Here is a 26,818-nt window from a genome sequence, read left to right on the forward strand (position 1 = left end):
TGCAACGAAGGAGTGAGTCTAATGAAAAAAATATTTCTATTCGGCTGTTCGTTTTATTTTCTTGTAGGGGTTATCCATATTCTGCTGGGGAGCCTGTCACCGTATATCATTCAAGAATATCACCGGGATGTTCATGATCTATCCTTCCTGATCTTTTTCCAATTCACCGGTTTTCTAATCGGCGTCCTGCTTGCGCCGATATTTGTCAGACGCACCTCTCATACGGCTGTATTGACGTTTGGCCTTCTACTTATTCTCGTAACGCTTTTAGGCGTTTTCCTTTTTGATATGTTCATCTTTTTTGTCATCATGGGGTTTTTGCTCGGCTTTGGCGCCGGTACTTTAGAAACGACGATGGGAGCGTATGTGATTGCACAAGATAAAAATGCGAAAGGGATGAATATTTTAGAGGTTTTTTTCGGATTAGGCGCTTTGCTGTTTCCTTTTCTTATTTACATCCTTACGGAACGATATGCCTGGCATTTCCCCTTGTATGCTTTATTTATCTTTGTTTTTGTGCTTGCTTGTATGTGGGTGGTTTATTTGTGCAGAAAAACCCCTGACACTGCTTCCGGTCAAATGGCTTCTCAGGAAAAACCGACTGTGTCAGCCATATTTGAAATCGGAAAGAAAGAAAAAAGCATTTTCCTCTTTCTCATATTCGCTTTTGTATATGCGGGTATCGAGACCAATTTCGCAAACTTTTTGCCGGCGCTGATGCTGGAAAAAGGAGCGGAAGAAATCAGCGTGATCAGCGTTTCGTTTTTTTGGACGGGAATGGTGTGCGGGCGTTTATTGACAAGTATTTTTGGCGGACGCTTAACTTCCGTTGCCTTTCTGATCTTCAGTGCCGGAGCCTTGACTGTTTTGCTTTTGATTCTGGCGTGGTTTCCGGTTCATCAAACACAGCTGCTCCTCGTATTTTTCATCGGGCTGTCGGCAGCCGGCATTTTTCCGTGCGCCGTCACTCTGGGCTCGTTGGCTGGAAAGCCTTTTACAGAGGAAATCACCAGTCTCTTCATTTCATCCGCAAGTCTGGGAGGAGCGCTTCTTTCATTCTTGATCGGCTGGGCGATTGATGCAAGCGCAGCGGCTGTCTTCCCGTTTCTGCTGTTCGGCGGATTGGGGGGCTTGCTGCTCGTGATCAGCGCGGTGATTTTTTTATCCGGCCTGCAAAAAAACAAGCAGAGCCATTTGGATATGTAGACCTTTTAGGAAGAGATTACAAGCTTAGTAGGATTTTTTTCAGCATCCGTTTAAACCGTTCCATCTTTGACCATAATATTGCTAGAAAAGGTTGAAGAACGGAGAGGAACGGTGGGGAAAATGAAGAAATCAAACATTGCCTGTATGTATATTTTTCTTTTATTAATAGGAGCGCTTGCAAATCTCACGACGGAAGAGACGGCCCAATCATCGGGCGGGAAGCCTGCCGTGATTCCAGATGAAGCGATTCGGCTGCGGATTTTGGCAAACAGCGACAGCGGGAGCGACCAAAGCGTCAAACGTAAAATCAGGGATGAGGTCAATAAACAAATTACGAATTGGGTGGAAAACCTGACCTCGGTTGAGGAAGCGAGACAAGTCATCAGGTCGAAGCTGCCTGAAATCAAAGAGGTTGCCAAGGATGTCATGAAGCGCGAAAATGTCCGGCAATCCGTGTCTGTCCGTTTTGATCGAGTTTCATTTCCGACAAAACTATACGGCAATATGGTGTATCCAGCCGGAGAATATGAGGCTGTTTTAATTACATTAGGCAAGGGAGAGGGAGCCAACTGGTGGTGCGTCCTGTTTCCGCCGCTTTGCTTTCTTGATTTTTCCAATGGGGAAGCCGTAAAGTCGCCTGAAGACGAACAAACCGTTGCCGGGGAAAACCGCCGGGAAGAAAAAACAGTCGCGGCGGATGAAGCGGTATCTGGCGAAGATAAAGAAGACAAAGAAGTGAAATTTTTTCTTGTCGAATGGATTACCGGGCTTTTTTCTTAAAGAGACCGCCTTGCTTTCGTGCAGGGCGGTTTTTTACTGTTTGTTTTTTCATGATGGTTATTCACGCTTTTGAATATGATATAATTTTCCAAAACGGTTCGGGGAAAATACTGCTTTTCGGATATACACCTTCTGCCCCTTTCTGATGTGCCAATTACATTGCCCGGCAGATGAGAAACTGTCTTATCACCAGTACAGTGTTCATTTGCATACTCATTCAAAGCATGAGTTCCTGCTAATCAAAATTGAAAAATGAATAGCCGGCATTCTTCCAAATCAAAAGGTATATTTTACTGTCGCCCTCATAGATTGGATAGAGAAGTTAAAAAACGGGGTGAAAAGATGTTCTACCAATTGAGGTTAGCGGAAATGAAAGACATGAATGCGATCGAAGCGTTTTTAAAAAAGGTGGGGACAAGCCATAAAGGCCTTGAGGAAGCGAAGAGCCAGTTTATCATGATGGAAGACCCTCCCGATGAAATCGTCGCCTGCCTCGGAATGGAGGAATTTGAAAACAAAAAAGGGCTGCTGCGCTCGCTTGTCGTGTCTGACAAGCTCAGCCAGGGCCACATCGTTTCCCTGTTTCAAAGCATGCAGGTATTGTGTGAAAAGCGGGGAATCCAAACCCTGTATTTAGTTGCCAATAAACGAACATCGATGGATTTCCTTGAAGTGCTCGGTTTTAAACAAGCTGCGGCAATTCCGGAAGAGCTTGATGGATCAGAGCATGTTTCAGACTCACTGAGCGTAAACGGAGCCGTTTTGATGGAGAAAACGTCTCATTAGCCGTTAACTTATACACAGAGATATCCACGGATTCAAAAGCGTTATCCACAAAATGTGGACAACGCTTGTTTTCTTTTTCTTCATCTTTTATACTTTCAACAGGATTTACATGAATGATTAACGTTTTTAGTGTTTTGTTAAGGGAGTTTTGATGGTGATGAAAACAAAAGTATGGACTGTGGATGTAAAACGTGATTTGTCCACAAACTGTCCACAAATTGCACAAGCGGCAAGACTGCTCAAGCAAAATGAAACGGTTGCTTTTCCGACAGAGACGGTTTACGGTCTTGGTGCAAACGCCAAACACAGCGAAGCCGTAGCTAAAATATACGAAGCGAAAGGGCGTCCGAGCGACAATCCGCTCATTGTCCACATCGCTGAAATTGAACAGCTCGGAGAATTTGCAGAGGTTGATTCGCCTCAGGCCGAAATGCTGATGAAGCGTTTTTGGCCCGGACCGCTGACCCTTGTGCTGCCGTGCAGGCCAGGGGTGTTATCCACAAAGGTGACGGCGGGGCTCGACACGGTCGCGGTCAGAATGCCTGATCATCCTGTTGCCCTTGAGCTGATTAGACAGGCCGGCGTTCCGGTAGCCGCACCGAGCGCCAATCTGTCCGGGAAACCGAGTCCGACGAAAGCCGAGCATGTCGTCCACGATTTAAACGGACGGATTGCAGGTGTCGTTGACGGCGGTCCTACAGGAGTAGGGGTTGAATCAACAGTTGTTTCATGCACCGGTGAAATTCCGGTCATTTTGAGGCCGGGCGGCGTCACAAAAGAGCAGCTCGAAGAAGCGGCCGGCTCTGTCTTGATTGACCAGGGCCTCACCGACGAAAAAAAGGCGCCGATGTCTCCCGGGATGAAATATACGCATTATGCACCAGAAGCCCCGCTTGCCATTGTGAACGGAGGCGTTGAAGATATTCAACGGCTGCTCGGCCAGTATCAAAATGACGGCATGAAAGTCGGCGTCCTTACGACAGAGGAACGGGCCGGTGTCTATCAGGCCGATGCCGTCCGCATCTGCGGCAGAAGAGACCGACTTGAAACGGTTGCCGCCGGTTTGTATGACGTTCTCCGCAGCTTTGACGAAGAACAGCTCGATTTTATTTTTGCGGAGTCTTTCCCTGAGGAAGGGGTGGGCCGGGCGATTATGAACCGGCTCTTGAAAGCGGCCGGCCACCGCGTAATCGAAGCATAGCCTAAGCAGGGTTGTTCTATCCGCCTTTGGACGTGCATAAGCTAGAAAAGCTGGCGTGTCCAAGGGGGAATTGCATGAATGTTGACGTGTTAATAGGCGAAATCCTGACGCTCTCGATCATGGCTTTTGCACTCGGCATGGATGCCTTTTCAGTCGGTCTTGGAATGGGAATGGCCAAGCTGAAAAGGAACCAAATCTTTCAAATCGGCGTCATTATTGGATTGTTCCATGTCATCATGCCGCTTGGCGGAATGATTGCGGGACAGTTTCTTTCGGGCGCGCTTGGTGCGCTTGCGGGGTATCTTGGAGGAGCGCTTTTATTGGTGCTGGGCATTCAGATGATTGCCGCATCTTTTAATAAAAGCGGGGAGCAGATCATCTCTCCGCACGGCTTCGGCTTATTCATTTTTGCCGTCGGCGTCAGCCTCGACAGCTTTTCAGTCGGTCTCAGCCTCGGCCTCTACGGGACGAAACCGTTATTAACGATCTTTTTGTTCGGTTTGTTCAGCATGGTGTTAACCTGGGCGGGTCTGCTGCTTGGAAAAAAGGTTCAAACGTGGCTTGGCGCTTACAGCGAAGCGCTCGGAGGAGCCATCCTGCTGAGCTTCGGCCTGAAGCTTTTGCTGCCCATTTAATTGAAAGAGGAGAAAATCTTTTTCCCGCTTTGCTTAACATAATAAAACTTAGAAAAAGAGGGGCGAGATCCCCTCTTTTTTGATTTCTGGAGCGGATTTTATTATTTTCCGACTGAATCCTTTATAATATGAACAAAGGAGTGAACAAGATTGAACATATTATTTGTCTGTACTGGAAATACGTGCCGCAGCCCGATGGCCGAAGCGCTTTTTAAATCTGCGGCTGCCGAAAAAAATCTGGACGTCTCCGTCAAATCTGCCGGGTTGTTTGCTCCTGAAAACGGAAAAGCTTCTTTATATGCAGTCGAAGCGCTTTTTGAAAAAAACATCGCTTTGAATCATACATCTTCACAGCTTTCCGGGGAGAAGGTTGAATGGGCGGATATTGTACTGACGATGACAGAGCAGCACAAGCAGCTGGCAGTACATGAATTTTCAAAGAGCCGAGATAAAATCTATACGCTGAAAGAGTATGTCAAAGGAGAAAGCGGGGACATCATTGACCCGTTCGGCGGATCTCTCAGCGACTATCAAAAAACGAGAGATGAGCTGGAGCAGCTGCTGAGCAAATTGGCAGAAATGCTGGCGGGAAAATCTCAGGAATAGAAGCTAAGGAGCGTTTGCAAATCAAGCGGCAGCGGGTACAATAGACATGATCAATCAGAAATATATACCGGCTGTATACTGCTTAACGGTCTCCGCGAGACTTTTGGCGGCACATCAAACGAGGAGGAGTCATTCCAATGAAAGTAATCATTGCATCAGATCACGGCGGGATCAATATCAGAAAAGAAATTATGGCATTGATGGATGAATTAAACATCGAATACGAAGATTACGGCTGCGAATGCGGTTCAGGATCTGTGGACTACCCGGATTATGCGTTTCCGGTCGCGCAAAAAGTGGCGGACGGGGAAGCCGACAGAGGCATTTTAATATGCGGAACAGGAATCGGCATGAGCATTTCCGCCAATAAAGTAAAAGGCATCCGCTGCGCCCTTGTCCACGACGTTTTCAGCGCGAAAATGACAAGAGAGCACAATGACACGAATGTTCTTGCGATGGGTGAACGGGTGATCGGCCCTGGTTTAGCGAGAGAGATTGCAAAGGTTTGGCTTACGACTGAGTTTTCAGCCGGGCGGCACGCCGTCCGCATCGGAAAAATCGCCGATTATGAAGACAAGCATGAATAAAGGGTGTCGTCAATCATGAAAAATCTCGAACAAACATGGCGTTCTATATTAGATGAATTTCATCAGCAGGCGAATTTGCGCGACGGCCACATCCTCGTCATCGGCTGCAGCACAAGCGAGGTGGCCGGAAGGCGAATCGGCACTTCGGGAAGCGGACAAATCGCTGAAGCGGTCTACAAAGGCTTAGAAGAGTTCAGGGATCAAACAGGAGTCGCCCTTGCTTTTCAATGCTGCGAGCATTTAAACAGGGCGTTGGTTGTCGAGGAAGAAACGGCGAAAGCATACCGTCTTCCCGTTGTTTTCGCCGTTCCTGTTCCGAAAGCGGGGGGTTCCATGGCTTCATACGCCTATAAACATATGAAGGCTCCTGTCCTTGTTGAACAAATAGAGGCCGATGCGGGGATCGACATCGGCGACACGTTTATAGGGATGCATTTAAAGCCTGTGGCCGTTCCTGTCCGCGTCTCTGAAAAACAGCTGGGCGAAGCGCATGTGACGCTTGCGCGGACAAGACCGAAGCTGATTGGAGGCGTCCGCGCCGTGTATGAAGCGGAGTAGCGGGAGGAAGAGCCGGACAGGCTTTTTTCTTTATCAGAATAATTTTTAAACAAATGATATGTCGAACTATATGATTTGTCTATTCGTTTAATATTCGGTTTTTCCAATAATAAAAAACGATTTTTAAAAATATTCTCTTACATTTGCATGAAAAACCGTGTACAATGAGATGGTATAATTAACGAAATGGAAACAGATAGGAGAGGATCTCGCTGATGAAACATTTACCTGCGCAAGACGAACAAGTTTTTAGCGCCATTCAAGATGAGCGGAAACGTCAACAGTCGAAGATTGAGCTGATCGCTTCTGAAAACTTTGTAAGCGAAGCGGTTATGGAAGCTCAAGGCTCGGTTTTAACAAATAAATATGCGGAAGGATATCCTGGAAAACGCTACTACGGCGGATGTGAGCATGTAGACGTGGCAGAGGATATCGCGCGCGACCGCGCCAAGCAGATTTTCGGCGCCGAGCACGTCAACGTTCAGCCGCATTCCGGCGCACAAGCGAACATGGCGGTATACTTCACGATTTTGGAGCACGGTGACACCGTATTGGGAATGAACCTTGCTCACGGCGGACATTTAACGCACGGCAGCCCTGTCAACTTCAGCGGTGTTCAGTACAATTTCGTTGAATACGGTGTTGATAAAGAGACGCAGTATATTGACTACGAAGATGTACGTGAAAAAGCGCTCAAACATAAGCCTAAGCTGATCGTAGCCGGGGCAAGCGCGTATCCGCGCACCATCGATTTTAAAAAGTTCCGCGAAATCGCTGATGAAGTCGGAGCCTATGTGATGGTAGACATGGCGCATATCGCCGGACTTGTAGCAGCAGGTCTTCACCCGAATCCTGTTCCTTACTCTGACTTTGTGACGACGACAACTCATAAAACGCTTCGCGGACCGCGCGGCGGCATGATTCTTTGCCGTGAAGAGTTTGCAAAGCAAATCGACAAGTCGATCTTCCCTGGAATTCAAGGCGGACCGTTAATGCACGTGATCGCTGCAAAGGCTGTTTCCTTTGGCGAAGCTTTAAAAGACGAATTCAAAACATACGCCCAAAATGTCATCAACAATGCGAAGCACTTGGCTGAAACATTGAAAAAAGAGGGTATCGAGCTCGTATCAGGCGGAACGGATAACCATCTTGTGCTGGTCGACCTGCGCTCTCTCGGCATGACCGGAAAAGTGGCTGAAAATGTTCTTGATGAAGTCGGCATCACCGTCAACAAAAACGCGATTCCTTATGATCCTGAAAAACCTTTCGTAACGAGCGGAATCCGCGTCGGTACAGCAGCAGTGACAAGCCGCGGCTTTGATCTGGAAGCGATCGAAGAAGTGGGAGCGATCATCGCACTTGCCCTTAAAAACCATGAAGACGAAGCGAAGCTGGAAGAAGCAAAACAGCGCGTAGAAGCGCTGACAAGCAAATACCCGTTGTATACCGGGCTTGATTACTAAGATTTGTGCCGCTCCCAAAAGGGGCGGCTTTTTTCATAAAATTGTCTGCTGATTTTTGTTGAAACAAGCTGTTTTTTTATGTAGAATCAATAGAAGTGTGTGAAAAAAAGGAGCTGAAAACGGATATGGGAAAGGTATATGTGTTTGACCACCCTCTTATACAGCATAAGCTTACATACATCCGGGATGTAAAGACCGGAACAAAAGAATTCAGAGAGCTTGTTGATGAGGTTGCAACGCTGATGGCATTTGAGATTACGAGGGACCTGCCGCTGGAGGAAGTGAATGTAGAAACTCCTGTGCAAATGGCAAAGTCAAACGTTATCGCCGGAAAAAAACTCGGGGTTGTTCCGATTCTAAGAGCGGGACTGGGAATGGTAGACGGAATTTTGAAGCTGATCCCCGCTGCAAAAGTCGGACATGTCGGGCTTTACCGTGATCCTGAAACATTGAAGCCTGTTGAATATTATGTCAAGCTTCCATCCGATGTTGAAGAACGCGAATTCATCGTCGTCGATCCGATGCTGGCTACCGGAGGTTCGGCGGTAGAGGCGCTGAACAGCTTGAAGAAACGCGGCGCAAAAAATATCCGTTTTATGTGTCTGATCGCTGCTCCGGAAGGTGTAGACGAAGTTCAGAAGCATCATCCTGATGTTGACATTTACATTGCCGCTTTGGATGAAAAACTAAATGAAAAAGGATATATCGTTCCCGGATTGGGCGACGCCGGAGACCGCATGTTCGGAACGAAATAATGTAAGAAAATCCTGAAAAAGGGTTTTCTTTTTTTGTGTTTTATACCATAATTAAACATGTGTGCGTCTTAAATGGGGCGAATTTGTGAACATTTTGTGAGAGGCGCTGTGATTATGAATAGTTTTTTAACTTTAAACAGATTGACACCTCAGGGGGGCTATTGTATGCTAAAATAGGCTATTATGATAAGGTTTTCATAGCGGTTATCATAATGACCAGTCCTCTGTTAAAATCCTTTGAAAACCCCATATTTGCAGGCGACAGACAGATCACCAGCCCGAGAATTTTCGGAGTGTGTGAAGTCTTGAGCAGAACACTACGTTCTGTAAAATGGTCAGACCGCCTAGTTTACCGTAATCGTAAGATAGATTTAAAATTTTCACATCAGGAGCGTATTTGATGACCGATGCGAGTCTTTCATTCCGTAGGCAACAAAAATATGTCCTATATATTTTAGCAGTCTGCGTGTTAGGCTATGGATTTCTGCCATTTCAGGCGATTTTTTTAGGCCTGATTACCGGCACTGTTTTCAGCTATTTCAATCTCTGGCTGCTGACCAAAAGGATGCAGGCCTTCGATAAAGCAGTGGCAAAAGGCAAAATGATCCGTTCTCTCGGGACTGCTTCCAGATTGTGCAACGCCATTATCGCGGCGGCCATTGCTTATAAATACCCTGAATATATTCATTTGGCAGGCGTCATTGTGGGGTTGATGACAATTTATCCTGTCATTATGATAGATTCCTTTATCCAGCTAAAACGTTCATCAATGGAAGAGAGGTGAAGACCCTTTGCACGAATCAAGAGTTGTTAACTTTTTAGGCCTTAACTTTGATGTATCAAGTATCTTAATGATTACTGTGACAAGCATCATCGTCTTTCTGATAGCGGTGCTGACCACAAGAACACTCGCGATCCGGCCGACGAAAGCCCAGAACTTTATGGAGTGGATTGTCGACTTTGTTCGCAATATTATCGGCAGCACAATGGATCTTAAAGTCGGCAGAGACTTTCTCGCCCTTGGCATAACCCTGCTGATGTACATATTTGTTGCCAACATGCTCGGCCTTCCGTTTTCCATTACAGTAGGCCATGAATTATGGTGGAAATCCCCGACAGCCGATCCGGCGGTTACTTTAACCCTCGCCGTCATGGTAGTAGGCCTCACTCATTACTACGGAGTGAAAAGAAAAGGGTTGGGGGAGTATACCAAAGATTTTTTCAGACCAATTCCATATTTAGTGCCGCTCAAAATCATTGAAGAATTTGCGAACACATTAACATTGGGATTGCGTCTTTACGGTAATATTTTCGCCGGCGAAATTCTGCTCGGCCTTCTTGCCGGACTGGCAACCAACTTCTATTCTCAAAGCATTTTCATGGGGCTGGTTGGAACCATTGGAGCGGTTGTGCCGATGATCTTATGGCAGGCGTTCAGCTTGTTCGTAGGTACAATCCAGGCATTCATCTTCACGATGTTAACAATGGTTTACATGTCTCACAAAGTAAGTCATGAACACTAAAAATAAGACATATCCGATAAGGATAACAATTTAAAGGAGGAACTTTTTCATGAATTTAATAGCAGCTGCAATCGCAATTGGATTAGGTGCACTTGGTGCAGGTATTGGTAACGGACTTATCGTATCACGTACAGTAGAAGGAATCGCACGTCAGCCTGAGGCTGGTAAAGAATTAAGAACGCTTATGTTCATCGGGGTAGCATTGGTTGAGGCCCTTCCGATTATCGCTGTTGTTATCGCGTTCTTAGCATTCTTCGGCTAAAAACTTATATAACTAGTAAAATGGCGAAGATCACTGCAAGAGGCCTTCGCCATTGCTTTATGGTTGCTTGAACTGTCATAACGGCCGGAAGAAACACCCTCCTGAAAAAAGAGGGAGAACATTTTTTCGATGGCCTCGGAGAGATAATCTGCAAGAAGGGAGTTGCCGTATTCGATGTCTTTTTTACCACAGGTTATGGGTGCAGGAGTAGGGTTTAACGCCGGAACGATGCTGTTCCAGCTTGTTGCCATGCTGATTTTGTTAGCGCTCTTGAAGAAATACGCTTTAGGGCCGCTATTAAATATAATGAAAGAGCGTGAAGACTACATTACCGGAGAGATTTCCTCTGCCGAGAAAAAGAATGAAGAAGCGAAGAAGCTCATTGAAGAGCAGCAGGCGCTTTTGAAAGAAGCGCGCGAAGAATCCCAGTCTCTGATTGAAAACGCGAAAAAACTGGGAGAACAGCAAAAGGATGAAATCATTAAGGCTGCGCGCCAGGAAGCAGAACGCATGAAAGAATCAGCCAGAAGCGAGATTGTCAAAGAAAGAGACCAGGCTGTCAGCGCGCTGCGCGAGCAGGTTGCATCATTGTCTGTGATGATCGCTTCGAAAGTGATCGAAAAAGAGCTTGACGAACAAGCCCAGGAAAAATTGATCCAAGACTATCTTAAAGAAGTAGGAGAAAGCCGATGAGCCAATCAGCTGTCTCCAAACGCTACGCAGCCGCTTTGTTTGACATTGCCCTTGAATCCAAGCAGGTCAATGAAATAGAAGAAGAGCTGACCGTCGTTAAGAAGATATTTATTGATCATAAAGACCTCAATGCCGTTCTGAGTCATCCTAAAGTGCCCGCTGAAAAGAAAAAGCAGATTTTAAAAGACTCGTTCGGATCCGTTTCGACTGCAGTCTTACATACGCTTTATCTTCTCGTTGACCGCAGCCGCACGTCAATCGTCCCGGATCTCGCGGACGAATATGTCAAAATGGCGAACCGGTTCCGCGGGACGGAAGACGCGATCGTATACTCTGTAAAACCGCTCAGCGAAGAGGAAATTTCCTCTTTTTCTCAAGTGTTTGCGAAAGAAGCAGGCGCCGCTTCACTGCGCGTCAGGAACGAAGTGAATCCGGATCTGATCGGCGGTGTGAAAATCCGCATCGGAAACCGTATTTATGACGGCAGTGTAAGAGGAAAGCTTGACCGGATAGAACGTCAATTAGCAGGCGAAAATCGAAAGAAGGGGTGAAACCTAAGTGAGCATCAAAGCTGAAGAAATTAGCACTCTTATTAAACAGCAAATTGAAAATTATCAGTCTGAAATAGAAGTTCACGACGTAGGTACGGTAATTCAGGTCGGTGACGGTATCGCACGCGTGCACGGCCTTGATAACTGTATGGCAGGTGAGCTTGTCGAATTTTCAAACGGTGTGCTGGGCTTAGCTCAGAACCTTGAAGAATCAAACGTAGGTATCGTTATTTTGGGACCTTACAAAGACATCCGCGAAGGTGACGAAGTCAAAAGAACCGGCCGGATCATGGAAGTTCCCGTCGGTGAAGAGCTGCTTGGCCGCGTTGTCAATCCGCTCGGTCAGCCTGTAGACGGAATGGGCCCGGTTCTCACAAGCAAAACCCGTCCGATCGAAAGCCCGGCACCTGGTGTTATGGATCGTAAATCCGTTCATGAACCGCTTCAAACGGGAATTAAACCGATTGATGCGCTGATTCCTATCGGCCGCGGCCAGCGTGAGCTGATCATCGGTGACCGTCAGACGGGTAAAACATCGATTGCGATTGACACTATCTTGAACCAAAGAGATCAGGACATGATTTGTATCTATGTTGCGATCGGTCAGAAAGAATCGACTGTTCGCGGAGTCGTTGAAACGCTGCGCAAAAAAGGCGCTCTTGACTATACCATCGTTGTCACAGCTTCCGCTTCACAGCCTGCACCGCTCTTGTATCTTGCGCCGTATGCGGGTGTTACGATGGGTGAAGAATTCATGTACAACGGAAAACACGTGCTGGTTGTGTATGACGACCTTTCAAAACAAGCGACGGCTTATCGTGAACTTTCCTTGCTTCTGCGCCGTCCTCCAGGCCGTGAAGCATTCCCTGGAGATGTATTCTACCTGCACTCCCGCTTGCTTGAGCGCGCTGCAAAACTGAGCGACGCTAAAGGCGGAGGATCTTTAACAGCATTGCCGTTTGTTGAAACGCAGGCTGGCGACATTTCAGCCTATATTCCGACAAACGTCATCTCAATCACAGACGGACAGATCTTCCTGCAGTCTGATTTGTTCTTCTCAGGCGTGCGCCCTGCCGTCAACCCTGGATTATCGGTATCCCGTGTCGGCGGATCTGCACAAATCAAAGCGATGAAGAAAGTAGCCGGTACGCTTCGTCTTGACTTGGCATCTTACCGCGAGCTTGAGTCATTTGCACAGTTCGGATCTGACCTTGATAAAGCGACGCAGGCCAAGCTGAACCGCGGAGCCCGTACAGTGGAAGTTCTGAAGCAGGATCTGAACCAGCCGCTCCGCGTCGAAAAGCAGGTTGCCATTCTTTATGCCCTGACCCGCGGATTCCTCGATGATGTGCCTGTAGAGGACATCAGACGCTTTGAAGAAGAGTTCTTTATGTACCTTGATCAAAACCATAAAGATCTCCTTGATTCAATTGCTCAGACAGGAAACCTTCCGGCCGACGAGGACATGAAGGCTGCGATCGAAGGCTTTAAACGTACGTTTGCACCCAGCAACTAAACATTTGAAGTGAGAAAAAGATCTTCTTTTTCTCTCTTTTTCACGTAAATTCGGAGTGAATTTGAAAACAAAAAGGTGGTGAAACCTTTTGGCCTCATTACGGGATATTAAATCCAGAATTACTTCAAATAAAAAAACGAGTCAAATCACCAAAGCTCAGCAAATGGTTTCTGCCTCAAAGCTGAACCGCGCTGAGAGTAAAGCAAAATCGTTCGTTCCATACATGGAGAAAATGCAGGAAGTCGTTGCTGATATTGCGCTTGGATACACGGGAACGCATCCGATGATGTCGAGCCGTCCCGTGAAGCGGACCGGCTATCTGGTCATCACATCTGACCGCGGACTTGCCGGCGCTTTTAACGCAAACGTTCTCCGCAAAGCGTACCAGAAAATTCAGGAGCGCCATCAGTCAAAAGACGAATATGCGGTCATCGCGATCGGAAAAATGGGACGCGAGTTCTTCAAAAAACGCGGCATCCCGGTCATTTCCGAAATGACCGGAATCAGGGACGAAGTGTCCTTTCCTGAAATCAAGGATTTGGCGAACAGTACGATACAAATGTTTATCGATGAGACCTTTGATGAACTTTACTTGTTCTACAACCACTTTGTCAGCGCGATTTCTCAAGAGGTGACGGAGAAAAAGCTGCTGCCATTATCAGATATCGCGCCAAACAAAAAAAGAACTTCCTATGAATTTGAACCGGACGAAGAAGAAATTTTGGAAGTGCTTCTGCCTCAGTACGCTGAGAGCTTGATTTTCGGCGCAATTCTGGACAGTAAAGCAAGTGAACACGCTGCGCGGATGACAGCGATGAAAAACGCAACGGATAATGCGAAAGAGCTTATCGCTGACCTCGAACTGTCTTACAACCGTGCCCGTCAGGCGGCGATTACGCAGGAGATTACGGAAATTGTCGGCGGTGCAGCTGCCTTAGAATAGAAAAAGCTTGTCAGGAGGGATAGAGATGAAAAAAGGACGCGTTAGCCAGGTATTGGGACCGGTCGTAGACGTTCGTTTTGAAGACGGTCACTTGCCTGAAATATATAATGCGATTAAAGTTACACATAAAGCGCAGAACGAGAATGAAGTGGATATCGATCTTACCCTTGAAGTAGCGCTTCACTTGGGTGATGATTCAGTTCGGACGATTGCAATGGCTTCAACTGACGGTGTTACACGCGGAATGGAAGCCATCGACCTGGGAGAGCCGATCTCCGTTCCGGTCGGAAACGTGACACTCGGCCGCGTATTTAATGTACTCGGAGAAAACATCGATTTGGATGAGCCGCTTCCGGCTGATGCTGCCAAAGATCCGATTCACAGAGAAGCTCCAACGTTTGATCAGCTATCAACAGAGGTTGAAATTTTAGAGACGGGTATTAAAGTCGTCGATTTGCTCGCTCCATATATCAAAGGCGGAAAGATCGGTCTTTTCGGAGGAGCGGGAGTTGGAAAAACCGTCTTGATTCAGGAGCTGATCAACAACATCGCTCAAGAGCACGGCGGTATCTCTGTATTCGCAGGTGTCGGCGAGCGTACGCGTGAAGGAAACGACCTGTACTATGAAATGAAAGATTCCGGCGTTATCGGCAAAACGGCAATGGTCTTCGGTCAGATGAACGAGCCGCCTGGTGCGCGGATGCGCGTTGCCTTGACAGGACTTACAATGGCCGAGCATTTCCGTGATAAAGAAGGTCAGGACGTATTGTTCTTTATCGATAACATCTTCCGATTCACTCAAGCCGGATCTGAAGTATCTGCGCTTCTTGGACGCATGCCGTCAGCGGTTGGTTATCAGCCGACGCTTGCAACTGAAATGGGGCAGCTTCAGGAACGGATCACATCTACAAATGTCGGTTCCGTTACATCGATTCAGGCGATCTACGTTCCTGCCGATGACTACACTGACCCGGCACCGGCAACAACGTTCGCTCACTTGGATGCGACAACAAACCTTGAACGTAAGCTGTCTGAAATGGGTATTTACCCTGCGGTTGACCCTCTGGCTTCCACTTCTCGTGCACTTGCTCCAGAAATCGTCGGAGAAGAGCATTATCAAGTGGCCCGCCAAGTACAGCAAATCCTGCAGCGCTATAAAGAGCTTCAGGATATCATTGCGATTCTCGGTATGGATGAGCTTTCTGACGATGATAAGCTTGTCGTCAGCCGTGCGCGCCGCGTACAGTTCTTCCTTTCACAAAACTTCCACGTAGCTGAACAGTTTACGGGACAGAAAGGTTCTTATGTTCCTGTCAAAGAAACGGTAAAAGGCTTTAAAGAAATCCTTGAAGGTAAGTATGATCACCTTCCAGAGGACGCTTTCCGTCTTGTCGGCCGAATCGAAGAAGTTGTCGAAAAAGCGAAAGAAATGGGTGTAGAAGTATAATCTGGTCCTAGGAGGGTAAAAGCATGAAGACCTTAAAAGTCAATATCGTTACTCCCGACGGCCCAGTATACGATGCGGATATAGAAATGGTAAGCGTTCGAGCAGAGAGCGGTGAGCTTGGTATTTTACCCGGCCATATTCCGACGGTTGCTCCGCTAAAAATTGCTGCAGTCCGTCTGAAAAAAGACGGTCAAACTGAGCTGGTTGCCGTCAGCGGGGGCATAGTGGAAGTCCGCCCTGACCATGTCACCATTCTGGCCCAGACGGCGGAAACATCTGAACAAATTGACAAAGAACGCGCTTTGGCCGCAAAACGGCGTGCCGAGGAACGTTTGCAAAAGCATACGCCAGATGTTGACATTATTCGGGCAGAGCTTGCTTTAAAACGTGCGATTAACCGGTTGGATGTTGCGAGATAAAGATGAGGATCCTTCCCATATTTAAGGATGGGAAGGGTTCTTTTATATTCATGATCAAACAGAATTGAAAATGTTGAAAAAAGTTCACAAATTGTTCGCCTTTTTAGTTTGAATCTATCTATAATACAAAATAGTAAGCTATGTTCTCTTCCACCAGAAAGAGGACGTAAGACATTCAAGCAAGCTCCTCAACATACGCCTCAGGCAACAGAGGATACTCCATCTATGGGAAAAAGTTCTATCCATGAACGTCTTAACATGAAACATCAAAACTGTTAAAATGACTTGAAATGACCGGCATCATTCCTTTATCCCACAGCAGAAGAGACTAGGCAGGCCGGAACCACCAGACCGGCTGGAACGTAAGGAGGCGTCATCAATAATGGAAGAGATCGGACAACAGGCTGCTGTCAGTATCATCGTTCATCTTTTTTTTATTGCATTGACTTGGTGGGCTCTTCTGGCGGTCAATATTGATCCGCTTATCAGGAAAGGAAAAGTCATTCAGGCGAGGGTGTTAATGATCATCATTACAATCGCCGTCGGCTCCACCGTCAGCAATTTTTTCCTGGACTATCTTTATTATTCCAGACAGCTTCAAAATTTATTTTCATGATTGAGTAAAAGAGTTTTTGGGAATGGACAAATGTGGGTAACGCCGCGTTCCGCAAAATCACCGGGGGACCTTGTTTTTCCACGTATGCTTTTCCTGCGATCCGTCAACAATGGAGAGTAGGAGAGGATGATGCGGAATGAAGACAAAACAAACGGTTAATGCCCTCATTTTTATTGTGATTTTATTTTTAATTGTTCATGTCTTTCAATCGCTTGAAGCAGCGGGCAATACGCCGCTGGAACAGCTGGCGGAAGGTTTGAGCCGCCATGATGTCGAGATTGAAGAATGGACCTTGCATACAAAAAAACAGCTTACCCTAAGTGAAAAAGATTTTTTTGCAAAACTGAAACATTTCAAGAAACAGCATCGACAATATCAATGGACTTTAACGCGGGAAGACGATGATACAGTTAAAGCAACAGGTGTTTTTCAGGACAAAAAAAATCACATCAATTCCAAAATACATTTGGTATCCACCCACAAAAACCAGAGACTTGTTTCGTATTTATTGTATGAGCAAAAAGGCGCGGGACCGCGGGAAAACTGGAATGCTACATATAAGCAGTTTGAACGGGATGCATTCGACATAATGCGAGAAAAGACCGCAATTTTTACTTGTCTAAAGGGCCATTTAAATGGTATGATGAATGTTGTTTTGCAAAAAAAAGCAAATGAACTAGTACATGAATTTGATGCAAAGTCAGTTGAAGATTTAATCGAACCAAATTTCGTTTCTATTTCTGCTTACACTAACGAGTGGAAAGAATCCATCAAGACAGAAAAACACCGTATGAATCTGCAAGTCTCGCTTAGAAATGCGGGAATGGGCGAAAAACTTAACGTCACGGTTGGCACACCAATCGTCACGACTGAATATTAATATAGAGAAATTGGGACGCGGAGGGGAATACCTTGGAAAAAATCATCGTCCGCGGCGGTCGAAAGTTAAACGGCACAGTCAAAGTTGAAGGAGCAAAAAATGCCGTTTTACCAGTTATCGCTGCATCTTTATTAGCCAGTGAAGAAAAAAGCGTAATATGTGATGTGCCTACGCTCTCCGATGTATATACGATTAACGAAGTGTTACGTCATTTAGGCGCAAGTGTACATTTTGAAAATCATACAGTAACGGTTGATGCATCTCGCACTTTGTCTACGGAAGCTCCGTTTGAATATGTTCGTAAAATGCGCGCATCTGTATTGGTGATGGGTCCGCTTCTTGCTCGCACAGGTCACTCGAGAGTGGCTTTGCCTGGAGGGTGTGCAATCGGTTCAAGACCGATCGATCAGCATCTGAAAGGCTTTGAAGCAATGGGCGCAAAAATTAAAGTCGGAAACGGCTTTATTGAAGCGACTGTAGAAGGCCGCCTTCAAGGAGCAAAAATTTATCTTGATTTCCCTAGTGTCGGAGCAACTGAAAACCTGATTATGGCTGCAGCTTTAGCTGAGGGCACGACAACGCTCGAAAACGCTGCTAAAGAGCCTGAAATCGTTGATCTGGCTAACTATATCAATGCAATGGGCGGTAAAATTCGGGGTGCCGGTACAGGCACCATTAAAATTGAAGGCGTTAAGGCGCTTCATGGTGCAAAACATACCATTATTCCTGACCGGATCGAGGCGGGAACGTTCATGGTTGCCGCTGCGATTACCGAAGGGAACGTACTGGTAAAGGGAGCGGTTCCTGAGCACTTGACGTCTTTAATTGCGAAAATGGAAGAAATGGGCGTTCAAATCCTGGAAGAAGGAGACGGTCTTCGGATCATCGGTCCTTCTCAATTGAAGCCTATTGATTTAAAAACAATGCCACATCCAGGTTTCCCGACTGATATGCAGTCACAGATGATGGCTCTTTTGATGCGCGCAAATGGAACCAGCATGATCACAGAAACCGTCTTTGAGAACCGCTTCATGCATGCGGAAGAATTCCGCCGTATGAACGGAGATATTAAAATCGAAGGCCGTTCTGTCATCATTAATGGTCCTGTGCAGCTTCAAGGTGCCGAGGTGGCCGCAACGGATCTTCGCGCCGGCGCAGCTCTTATCCTTGCTGGCCTTGTCGCTGACGGTCATACGCGCGTAACCGAATTAAAACATTTAGACCGGGGATATGTCAACTTCCACCAAAAACTTGCCGGTCTCGGCGCTGATATTGAGCGCGTTAACGATGAAGAAGCGGTTCATATTGAAAATAAAGAAGTTGTATCCGATTTAAACGCATAAATCAACGTGAAATCAGTATGTCATACGGCATACTGATTTTTACGTTTCAAGTATTCTATATCAGTATGCCTCCCATATCTATCATTATGCACAAGAATGGCTTTTAAAATACGCAGCCGCAGTTGAAAAGTACAGTCATATTAGCTTGTCCCCGCCCATAAAATAAAAGAGACAAAACAGAAATGGGGGCACTGATTTGAAACAGCTATTTATTGTACTAGCAGGAATCTGCATGCTGATTTTACTCATACCAACACTGCTTGTCCTCCCTTTTCACGGGGGACCGGGGGCAATCAAAACAGAAAAACACGCTCAGCAACACGAGGAAAAAAAGAAAGTCACCTTAAAAGAGTCTCCCGTTTCAATTCCGGTCTACAGAACGGCTGACCGGAAAGTTGAAGACATTCCGCTTGAAGAGTATGTCATCGGTGTCGTTGCCTCGGAAATGCCGGCTGATTTCGATATCGAAGCTTTAAAAGCACAAGCGCTCGCGGCCCGCACATATATTGTGAGGCAAATGGTATCAGAACAGGCTGTCCAATCACCGAAGGGCTCGCTCGTCGATGATACGCAGATGTTCCAGGTGTATAAAAACAAAGAGGAGCTTCGCAGGCTGTGGAAGAAAGATTACGATTGGAAAATCAAAAAAGTGACCGAAGCTGTAGCCAGTACGCAAGGCAAAATTTTAACCTATGATCATAAGCCGATTGACGCTTCGTTTTTCTCGACGAGCAACGGGTACACTGAGAATGCCGGGGCCTATTGGACAAGTGATATTCCGTACCTGCAAAGCGTGAAAAGCTCCTGGGATACAAAGTCGCCGAAATTCCTGAACCACAAAACGTTTACTGTCGCTGAATTTGAACAAAAGCTCGGCGTGAAGCTGCCCAGCTCAAACAGCATTGGGAAGATCACTGAAAGAACGCCGGGAAAACGCGTAGCGACTGCCGTCATCAATGGGAAGAAGCTTGAGGGAAGAGATATTCGGGAAAAGCTCGGCCTCAAATCGGCAGACTTTGATTGGAAACGCGACGGCAATCAGATTACCGTCACGACAAGGGGTTTTGGACATGGAGTAGGAATGAGCCAATACGGCGCGCATTATATGGCGAAAGACGGCAAGAAAGCTGAAGCGATCGTCAAGTATTATTACAAAGGAACAGCCGTATCCAATGCTGATGAATTTTTAAATAAATACATGGCGAAAAAATAAAAAAGAGACGTCTGCCTTATTGGCGGCGTCTTTTTAAATGTCATCAAAATTTGGCATTCTCATGAAGTTGTTGCACGCCAAAATATTATACAAATATTTCAAGAATCATGTGCCGGAGGGCTTGCTGAACAGCGTCAAAAGGCCGTGAATGTCTTGTCAATATAAGGGTTAACAGGCTATAAAGTCTATTATATCCGCTTGTTGTATGCTGAAATGAATAACGAGGAAAAGGAGACATGCCCTATTTATTTCTCCCTGGTGTTCTTCTACGATATTAATGTGTTAACGACTTTATTTCAGAAAGGGGAAAGGGAGAAATGAAGAAGAAGCTGACATTAGGGATTTTGACCGCTATGGTTCTTAGCCTTGGTTCGCCTGCTTTCGCAGCTGAGAAAAAACAGGAGGTAACAGTTGCCGAAGATTCGCCTAACATCGCGATTATGCTTGATGCAAGCGGCAGCATGGCTAAAAAGATCGGCGGAGTCTCAAAATACGAGCTTGCCAAAAATGAGGCGTTCAGCTTTGGTTCTAAGCTTGAAAATGCAAACGTGCTCATGAGGGTTTTCGGTTCAGAGGGAAACAATAAAAACTCCGGAAAAGTACAATCCTGCAATGCAATCAGAGGAGTGTACGGATTCCAAACGTATGACGAGCAAAGCTTCCGCAATTCATTAAACGGCATCGGACCGACTGGGTGGACACCGATCGCAAACGCGCTGCAAGATGCCAAAAACGCGCTTGATCAGCTGAACAACAACGGGAAAAACGTCGTCTACCTGCTGACAGACGGTGAGGAAACATGCGGAGGCAATCCGGTAAAAGTTGCAACAGAACTGCGCAAATCTAATGCGGTTGTCAACGTGATCGGCTTTGATTATGAAGGAGATTTTCACGGACAATTGACAAGCATCGCAGCAGCCGGCGGCGGTGAATATTTCCAAGCAAAAACCAAAAATGACATCAAAAGAATTTTCACTCAGGAAGCAATCGAGCTTTCTAAATAAACTGGAAAAAAGCTGTGGACATGTTTCCGCAGCTTTCCTTTTTTGATGAAAAGATTGTCAAAAGTCAAGCAAAACACTTTACAAATATTAAGTTATTGTTTCAGAACGTTGAACCCCGCTGAATCCTTTGGAGGGGTAATTTGTCGTAACTGTTGTTTTATTGGGACGAAGACGGTCTTTTAGCGGACTTTTTTGGTAGGACTTAAGTGAAAGTGTCGGTCGATTATCGTAAGGATTATGAAGAATTTGTGAATTTGAAAAGGAGATCCGGCCTATTTATTTCTATCAAGCCTTCTTTTACGATGTTGGTGGACTAGATCTCATGCGGAAGATCGGTTCGAAAAAAGTGCGGAAAGGAAAGTGAGAAAGGTGAAAAAAAGGTTTACTCTGTTAACAACGTTCACCATGCTTTTGTCATTGGCTCCGGCTGCTGCTTTCGCGGCTGAAGACGGAAATGCGGACAACAGCAAAAAAGATGTCAATGTTGCAGTTGTGCTTGACGCAAGCGGCAGCATGGCACAAAAGGTTGAAGGAGAAAGAAAATTTGATATTGCCAAAGAATCCGTAACCGACTTTGCTGACCTGCTTTCAAGCGATGCGAATGTGATGCTGAATGTGTTCGGACATAAAGGCAACAATAAAAACTCCGGAAAAGAACTATCTTGCGGTACGACGGAAACCGTCTATGATCTGCAGCCGTTTTCTTCCAACTCATTCGAAAACGCTTTAAGCGGAATCAAGCCTACAGGCTGGTCTCCGATTGCAAAATCTCTTTATGATGTAAAAGAAGATCTTGCCGATAAAGATGGTAAGAATTATGTTTACATCGTAACAGACGGTGAAGAAACATGCGGAGGAGACCCTGTTCAGGCAGCGAAAGATCTGCGCAAATCCAACATTAAAACGATCGTCAACATCGTTGGACTTGATGTGAAAACCGTGAAAGAAAAAGCAAAGCTTAAAAAAGTAGCTGCTGCTGGCGGCGGAAAATTGATTGAAGCCGACTCAGCTTCTGATTTTAAAAAGGTATGGAAAGAAGAAGGCGTAAAACTGTCTCAGTAACTCCATACGAGAGCGGGACGGCAGCAGCGCCGTCCCGACCTTCTGTTAAGCTAATCTGTCGACATTTCGAGTTCTTCGATTCGTTTTTCTGCATAGCGCGGATCTTTTCTTGAATGGAAAATCTCCGCCTTTTCAATCATGACCGCCGTGTTGTATTCCGGAATACGGGCATAGTTTTCGTATACGCCTTTAGGGATCAGGACATTTCCTTCCGGCCAGTAGACAGCCGTGTTTCCGCGTTGTACGCCGGCATATTTTGCCCGGCCTTGGAAAGTTCCGTAGCGGTTGAATAAAACGATCGCTTCTCCATCTTGAATATAAAGCTCCTCGGCATCTTTTGGATTGATCATGACATCCCGGCGATCTGCCGCGTTGAAAGGATCTTTTTCACTATAAATCATCGAATTGAACTGTTTTCCCCGTCTTGTCGTCACGAGGAAGCGTCCTTCAGTTTGTCTGTTTTCAGGAAGATCGACGGGGATCAGGTTACCCCTGCCGTCTGCCGTCGGACACATCCCGCCTTCACAAAGCCAGGCGCCGCCCCATTGAAAGACATCTCCGCGTTTTTTCAAATGCTGAATCCCTTCATAATTCCGGTTGGCAGCAGCGATTTCTTCACGGATTTCCGCAGCGTCGTCAAAATGGATCAGTTCTTTGTCTTCGGGCCGAACCCGTTTGGCAAGATCCATATAAATTTCCCATTCAGAACGGGCTTCTCCGATGCGCGGTCCTTTAATTTCAGGGCTGAAATATACCATCCGTTCCGTACTTGTTGAGGTTCCTCCGCCAGGCTGTTCATATCTTGTCATTGCGGGGAGAATGATAACTTCTTCTTTGGAATCGACAAGGGTAGAAGTATTGAAGATGATGTCCTGATGGACTCTCACCTCAACTTCCTGTAATGCTTTTTTGATAAAATCGGGGTTCGGCATCGTCTCCAAAAAGTTGCCTCCGCTTGTATAAAACACTTTTACTTTTCTTTCGTTTTCGCTCGGCAGCAGCATGTTTTCGATCGTCTGGCCGATCGTATCGCCTTGCCAAGTCGGTATACGGAAGCCCCAAACCTTCTCGATCCGTGCGGCATTTTCTTCGTCAAAATCACCGCCTGGCAGGACGAAAGGATCGGCACCCATTTCTCCAGAGCCCTGCACACCGCTGTGCCCTCTGATCGGCATGACACCGCAATGCTTTCTGCCGATGAATCCTTGTAATAGGGCGAGATTTGCCACCTGTGAAATGTTGTCGGTCGCAAAACGGTGCTGTGTGAGTCCCATGCTCCAAATGAAAACGCCGGTTTTCGCCCGGGCCAGCAAGACGGCGAATTCTTTCATTCTATCTTTCGATATGCCGGATGACTCTTCAAGCGTCTTCCAATTTTGTTTTTCGATATGCTGTTTAAGCTCATTGAACCCGTTTGTGTGTGCTTCGATAAAAGCGCGGTCAATGCTTGAACCGGGGGCCTCCCGTTCCATCTCAAACCAGTGCTTCATTACCCCGTTCATAAAGGCAATGTCGCCGCCGATATTGACTTGGTAAATGTCATCAGTGATTTTGGTGCCGAAAAGGGCGCTCTCAGCTATCGATGGAATCCAGTATTTCTCCATCGAAGGTTCCAGGTACGGGTTGATCATAATGATTTTTGTTCCCGCTTTTTTGGCGGCATACATGTATTTTGTTGACACCGGCTGGTTATTGGCGGCGACAGATCCCCAGAAGACGAGGACATCCGTCCCGATCCAGTCTCGGTAGCTGCAGCTTGAGGCGCCGATGCCAAGGGACCTTTTTAAAGCCGTTTTGCTTGGCGAGTGGCAGATCCGCGAGGCGTTGTCAATGTTGTTTGTGCCGATAAACCGAGCCGCTTTGGCGGCCGTATAGTATACCTCATTCGTAATCCCCCTGGCCGTTAAATAAAAGGCGAGCTGTCGTTTATCAATCGATTTGATTTTGTCCGCGATTCGGCTGAGCGCTTCATCCCATGAAATTCTCGAGAACGACCGTTCTCCTTTTTTTCTCGACAGCGGATAAGGGATGCGTCCAAGCTTTCTCAGCTCGGTGCTGTCCAGCTTTCTCAGCTGTTCAATGTCGGCGGACAGCCATTTGTCCTCGATCGCAGGCATCGTATTTAAGCGGAGGACGTTCAGCCGCGTCGTGCATAGATGAGGCCCTGTGAGCGTCTGATCACGGAGTCCGGATACACCGAGCGCACAGCCGTCGCACACGCCTTGCGTCAAAATTCTGTAGGCGTACGAAAGGTTGTCTTTATTGTCCCATGCCGTTTTCATCGTATCTCTGATATGCTTTGGCTTTACCTTTCCGAGTCCCATCGGCGCCCAAGACGCCCACAGTTTTGGCGCGGGCTTTTTATTCAGTTTCATCGGACCTTCATGCTTTGTTCTTCCCATTCCATTCTCTCCTTTCCAGCGGATACTGCCAGATCATCCTTTTATCGAGTTTGAGACATGAACCGCCGCTTTTTTCCGCAACTGTTTAATGTCGGTTCTAATGAAGATCGAAATGAACAGGCCGATGGCGAACAGTGCTGCAAAAACCGTCAGGCTCTGGCTGTAGCTTCCTGTTGCATCACGCACCCAAGAAGAGAACATCGGGCCCGCAAGTCCTGCCGCCGCCCATGCCGTTAAAATGTATCCGTGAATTGCACCGAGCTGCTTTGTTCCGAACAAATCCCCGATATAAGCCGGAATTGCGGCAAACCCGCCTCCATAGCACGTATAGATCAATGCCATTAAAACAGAGAAGATGGCCTTGTCGGAAATAAATGGCAAAAGCGGAAAGGCGATCAGCTGTACAGCGAAAAAGACGGTATACGTATTCGGCCGGCCGATGTAATCAGATGCAGAGGCCCAGCCGATTCGCCCTAAGCCGTTAAATGCGCCCAAAACGCCGACGAGAGCGGCAGCAGCGGCGGCGGACATGCCCGCACTTTCCTGCGCCAGCGGTGAAGCGATGGATATGATGGCGATTCCGCACGTAACATTAATAAAAAGCATCAGCCATAAATAATAAAAGCGTTTCGTTTTAATGGCTTCATTTGCCGTCAGCTGGGAAATATCGGCGCTTTGCGCCTTTCTGTTTTTTCCGATTGAAAATCCTTCAGGCTTCCAGCCGTCTTCCGGCGGAGCGAGGTAAAGCGAAGACAGCATCATCACAAGAAAGTAGCAGATGCCGAGAATAAAAAAGGTATTGGCTATACCGACCGCTGAGATCAGCTTCTGCATGATCGGGCTGCTGATCAAGGCCGCAAATCCGAATCCCATAATAGCAAGCCCCGTAGCCAAGCCGCGGCGGTCAGGAAACCATTTAACAAGCGAAGATACGGGCGTAATATAGCCGACGCCGAGTCCGATTCCTCCGAAGACGCCGTAAAACAAATAAAGCAGGGGAAGGGAGCCGATCTGAACGGCGAAGCCTGAAAACGTCACGCCAGCTCCGAAGAAAAGAGCGGCGAGCATGCCTGCTTTTTTGGGGCCGTGCTTTTCGACGAAGTGTCCCAAAAATGCGGCTGAAAGACCGAGAAATAAAATAGCGATGCTGAACGTCAGGCTGATCTGGCTGAGGCTCCAGCCGAAGGTTTCAGCGAGCGGGTTTGTAAAGACGCTCCATGCGTATACAGACCCGATAGACAAATGAATGTCTACAGCACATAAAGCAATGAGCCACCTGTTTTTCACTTTTTTCATGCGAGAACCTCCTGTGGAAAAGAAAGGCTTGTCATAAAGACAGAAGGCTGCCGGGGAGCGATTGTTTGAAAGCGGTTTCCGTGGTTGCTGCGAAGAAAGGCATCCTGTTTGAAAAGTGTATATTTTTTGAACTTTTAAAAAATAATATCATGTTTTCAAGCTATCAACAAGATGAAGCTTCCAAATTTGACCTGACGGTTGTGAAACGGCATGATAGACGAGTATAGTAATAGATATGATAAGAAACAAAGGGGCGGGGTTTATTCATGGGGAAAAACATCACAACAAGCCGAAAAATTTTCCGTTATGATAATGGAGAGATGACACAGCAAGAAGATCAGATGGCAACGGAATTCCCCCTGACTGTCATGGTGAACGGCGAGGAATTTGTCACGCTTGTTTGTTCGCCGGACAGCCTGGAAGAACTGGTGATCGGATTTCTCGCATCTGAAGGTGTGATCCGATTTAAAAATGAGATTAAAAGGTTTACAATAGATGAAAGTCTCGGATTCGCATATGTCGACCTTGTCAGCTCAAAAAAGCTGGTACTGAAGGATTACACGAAGCGGGTGATCGGCTCCTGCTGCGGAAAAGGGCGGCATTTTTATTTCCAGCAGGACGTCAAAACCGCAAAAACGGCGATTGACGGCGTGACCATTACGCCTGAGAACTGTTTGGCGCTGATGCGCGACATGCAGAAAAGCAGCAAGCTTTTTCGCCATACGGGGGGCGTTCATAATGCCGCTTTGTGCAGCGCTGACAAGCTGATTGCAGTCAGATCTGATATCGGAAGACATAATGCGCTTGATAAATTGTACGGATATTGTCTGCTTCACCAGGTTCCTGTGCGCGACAAGCTGATCGTGTTCAGCGGCAGAATTTCTTCGGAAGTGCTGCTCAAAGCCGCGAAAATCGGGGTTTCCGCGGTCATTTCCAAGTCGGCGCCGACCGAGCTGGCCATTCAAATGGCGGAGGAGCTGAATATCATGACGATTGGTTTTGCCAGGAACCGGTCATTCAATGTATATACGCATCACGAGCGAATTCAGTTAACATAAAGGAGGCAACAGG

The 26,818-nt window shown here is 46.7% G+C and carries 28 protein-coding genes; 26 read left to right on the forward strand and 2 right to left on the reverse strand.

Annotation, left to right across the window (positions count from 1 at the left end):
- Positions 1-21 precede the first annotated feature (21 nt).
- The 25 genes from ACVC9U_RS21650 (at position 22) to ACVC9U_RS21770 (ending at position 22,049) form a co-directional block, all read left to right on the forward strand.
- Positions 22-1,206 (forward strand): MFS transporter, encoded by a 1,185-nt coding sequence (locus ACVC9U_RS21650; RefSeq protein ID WP_441391508.1) that lies wholly within the window; start codon positions 22-24, stop codon positions 1,204-1,206.
- Between the two features lie 120 nt (positions 1,207-1,326).
- Entirely contained in the window at positions 1,327-1,986 is a 660-nt protein-coding gene (spoIIR, locus tag ACVC9U_RS21655; protein ID WP_441391509.1) for a stage II sporulation protein R, read from the forward strand.
- A 342-nt stretch (positions 1,987-2,328) separates the two neighbouring features.
- Positions 2,329-2,772 (forward strand): GNAT family N-acetyltransferase, encoded by a 444-nt coding sequence (locus ACVC9U_RS21660; RefSeq protein WP_441391510.1) that lies wholly within the window; start codon positions 2,329-2,331, stop codon positions 2,770-2,772.
- A 157-nt stretch (positions 2,773-2,929) separates the two neighbouring features.
- The gene (locus tag ACVC9U_RS21665; protein ID WP_441391511.1) at positions 2,930-3,973 is read left to right on the forward strand and encodes an L-threonylcarbamoyladenylate synthase; all 1,044 of its coding nucleotides are present in this window, start codon (positions 2,930-2,932) and stop codon (positions 3,971-3,973) included.
- Positions 3,974-4,047: 74 nt separating this feature from the next.
- Positions 4,048-4,608, forward strand: a complete 561-nt coding sequence (locus ACVC9U_RS21670) for a manganese efflux pump MntP (protein WP_023857078.1) — start codon at positions 4,048-4,050, stop codon at positions 4,606-4,608.
- Between the two features lie 150 nt (positions 4,609-4,758).
- Positions 4,759-5,214, forward strand: coding sequence for a low molecular weight protein arginine phosphatase (locus ACVC9U_RS21675; protein ID WP_441391512.1), 456 nt, complete (start codon positions 4,759-4,761; stop codon positions 5,212-5,214).
- Between the two features lie 137 nt (positions 5,215-5,351).
- Positions 5,352-5,801: a ribose 5-phosphate isomerase B gene (gene rpiB / locus ACVC9U_RS21680; RefSeq protein ID WP_020453266.1), complete on the forward strand. Its 450-nt coding sequence runs from the start codon at positions 5,352-5,354 to the stop codon at positions 5,799-5,801.
- A gap of 15 nt (positions 5,802-5,816) precedes the next feature.
- Positions 5,817-6,359: a TIGR01440 family protein gene (locus ACVC9U_RS21685; protein WP_441391513.1), complete on the forward strand. Its 543-nt coding sequence runs from the start codon at positions 5,817-5,819 to the stop codon at positions 6,357-6,359.
- Positions 6,360-6,574: 215 nt separating this feature from the next.
- Positions 6,575-7,822: a serine hydroxymethyltransferase gene (glyA, locus tag ACVC9U_RS21690; protein WP_025810647.1), complete on the forward strand. Its 1,248-nt coding sequence runs from the start codon at positions 6,575-6,577 to the stop codon at positions 7,820-7,822.
- Positions 7,823-7,947: 125 nt separating this feature from the next.
- Positions 7,948-8,577: a uracil phosphoribosyltransferase gene (upp, locus tag ACVC9U_RS21695; protein WP_003186017.1), complete on the forward strand. Its 630-nt coding sequence runs from the start codon at positions 7,948-7,950 to the stop codon at positions 8,575-8,577.
- Between the two features lie 400 nt (positions 8,578-8,977).
- Entirely contained in the window at positions 8,978-9,361 is a 384-nt protein-coding gene (locus ACVC9U_RS21700; protein ID WP_020453262.1) for an ATP synthase subunit I, read from the forward strand.
- Positions 9,362-9,368: 7 nt separating this feature from the next.
- On the forward strand, positions 9,369-10,100 hold the full coding sequence (atpB, locus tag ACVC9U_RS21705; RefSeq protein ID WP_065644471.1) for a F0F1 ATP synthase subunit A: 732 nt from the start codon (positions 9,369-9,371) through the stop codon (positions 10,098-10,100).
- Between the two features lie 49 nt (positions 10,101-10,149).
- Complete coding sequence (atpE, locus tag ACVC9U_RS21710) at positions 10,150-10,362, forward strand: F0F1 ATP synthase subunit C (protein WP_020453260.1); 213 nt, start codon at positions 10,150-10,152, stop codon at positions 10,360-10,362.
- A 174-nt stretch (positions 10,363-10,536) separates the two neighbouring features.
- Positions 10,537-11,055 carry a F0F1 ATP synthase subunit B gene (gene atpF, locus ACVC9U_RS21715; RefSeq protein WP_043925150.1) on the forward strand — a complete coding sequence of 173 codons (519 nt, stop codon included), beginning with the start codon at positions 10,537-10,539 and terminating at the stop codon, positions 11,053-11,055.
- Positions 11,052-11,606: a F0F1 ATP synthase subunit delta gene (locus ACVC9U_RS21720; RefSeq protein ID WP_043925149.1), complete on the forward strand. Its 555-nt coding sequence runs from the start codon at positions 11,052-11,054 to the stop codon at positions 11,604-11,606. The genes atpF and ACVC9U_RS21720 overlap by 4 nt, the downstream gene beginning before the upstream one ends.
- Before the next feature lie 7 nt (positions 11,607-11,613).
- A complete protein-coding gene (atpA, locus tag ACVC9U_RS21725; RefSeq protein ID WP_020453257.1) occupies positions 11,614-13,122 on the forward strand; it encodes a F0F1 ATP synthase subunit alpha in 1,509 nt (502 codons plus the stop codon).
- Between the two features lie 88 nt (positions 13,123-13,210).
- Entirely contained in the window at positions 13,211-14,065 is an 855-nt protein-coding gene (gene atpG, locus ACVC9U_RS21730; protein WP_020453256.1) for an ATP synthase F1 subunit gamma, read from the forward strand.
- Between the two features lie 25 nt (positions 14,066-14,090).
- Positions 14,091-15,512 carry a F0F1 ATP synthase subunit beta gene (gene atpD / locus ACVC9U_RS21735; protein ID WP_145651668.1) on the forward strand — a complete coding sequence of 474 codons (1,422 nt, stop codon included), beginning with the start codon at positions 14,091-14,093 and terminating at the stop codon, positions 15,510-15,512.
- Between the two features lie 23 nt (positions 15,513-15,535).
- Entirely contained in the window at positions 15,536-15,931 is a 396-nt protein-coding gene (locus tag ACVC9U_RS21740) for a F0F1 ATP synthase subunit epsilon (RefSeq protein WP_020453254.1), read from the forward strand.
- A 382-nt stretch (positions 15,932-16,313) separates the two neighbouring features.
- Positions 16,314-16,547, forward strand: coding sequence for a DUF1146 family protein (locus ACVC9U_RS21745; protein ID WP_003186001.1), 234 nt, complete (start codon positions 16,314-16,316; stop codon positions 16,545-16,547).
- A 136-nt stretch (positions 16,548-16,683) separates the two neighbouring features.
- On the forward strand, positions 16,684-17,427 hold the full coding sequence (locus ACVC9U_RS21750; protein ID WP_441391514.1) for a YwmB family TATA-box binding protein: 744 nt from the start codon (positions 16,684-16,686) through the stop codon (positions 17,425-17,427).
- Positions 17,428-17,459: 32 nt separating this feature from the next.
- On the forward strand, positions 17,460-18,770 hold the full coding sequence (gene murA, locus ACVC9U_RS21755) for a UDP-N-acetylglucosamine 1-carboxyvinyltransferase (protein WP_145651672.1): 1,311 nt from the start codon (positions 17,460-17,462) through the stop codon (positions 18,768-18,770).
- A 196-nt stretch (positions 18,771-18,966) separates the two neighbouring features.
- The gene (gene spoIID, locus ACVC9U_RS21760) at positions 18,967-19,983 is read left to right on the forward strand and encodes a stage II sporulation protein D (protein WP_145651674.1); all 1,017 of its coding nucleotides are present in this window, start codon (positions 18,967-18,969) and stop codon (positions 19,981-19,983) included.
- Between the two features lie 317 nt (positions 19,984-20,300).
- Positions 20,301-20,987: a VWA domain-containing protein gene (locus tag ACVC9U_RS21765; RefSeq protein ID WP_020453250.1), complete on the forward strand. Its 687-nt coding sequence runs from the start codon at positions 20,301-20,303 to the stop codon at positions 20,985-20,987.
- A gap of 369 nt (positions 20,988-21,356) precedes the next feature.
- Entirely contained in the window at positions 21,357-22,049 is a 693-nt protein-coding gene (locus ACVC9U_RS21770) for a VWA domain-containing protein (protein ID WP_023857089.1), read from the forward strand.
- Between the two features lie 50 nt (positions 22,050-22,099).
- Here the strand turns inward: ACVC9U_RS21770 and ACVC9U_RS21775 are convergent, their stop codons facing one another.
- Positions 22,100-24,451, reverse strand: a complete 2,352-nt coding sequence (locus ACVC9U_RS21775) for an FdhF/YdeP family oxidoreductase (RefSeq protein ID WP_441391515.1) — start codon at positions 24,449-24,451, stop codon at positions 22,100-22,102.
- Between the two features lie 33 nt (positions 24,452-24,484).
- Positions 24,485-25,747: an L-lactate MFS transporter gene (locus ACVC9U_RS21780; protein WP_441391516.1), complete on the reverse strand. Its 1,263-nt coding sequence runs from the start codon at positions 25,745-25,747 to the stop codon at positions 24,485-24,487.
- A gap of 266 nt (positions 25,748-26,013) precedes the next feature.
- Between ACVC9U_RS21780 and fdhD the strand changes: the two genes are divergently transcribed.
- Positions 26,014-26,805: a formate dehydrogenase accessory sulfurtransferase FdhD gene (fdhD, locus tag ACVC9U_RS21785; protein WP_020453246.1), complete on the forward strand. Its 792-nt coding sequence runs from the start codon at positions 26,014-26,016 to the stop codon at positions 26,803-26,805.
- Positions 26,806-26,818: the final 13 nt, after the last annotated feature.

This window comes from Bacillus sp. GM2 (genome assembly GCF_056155945.1).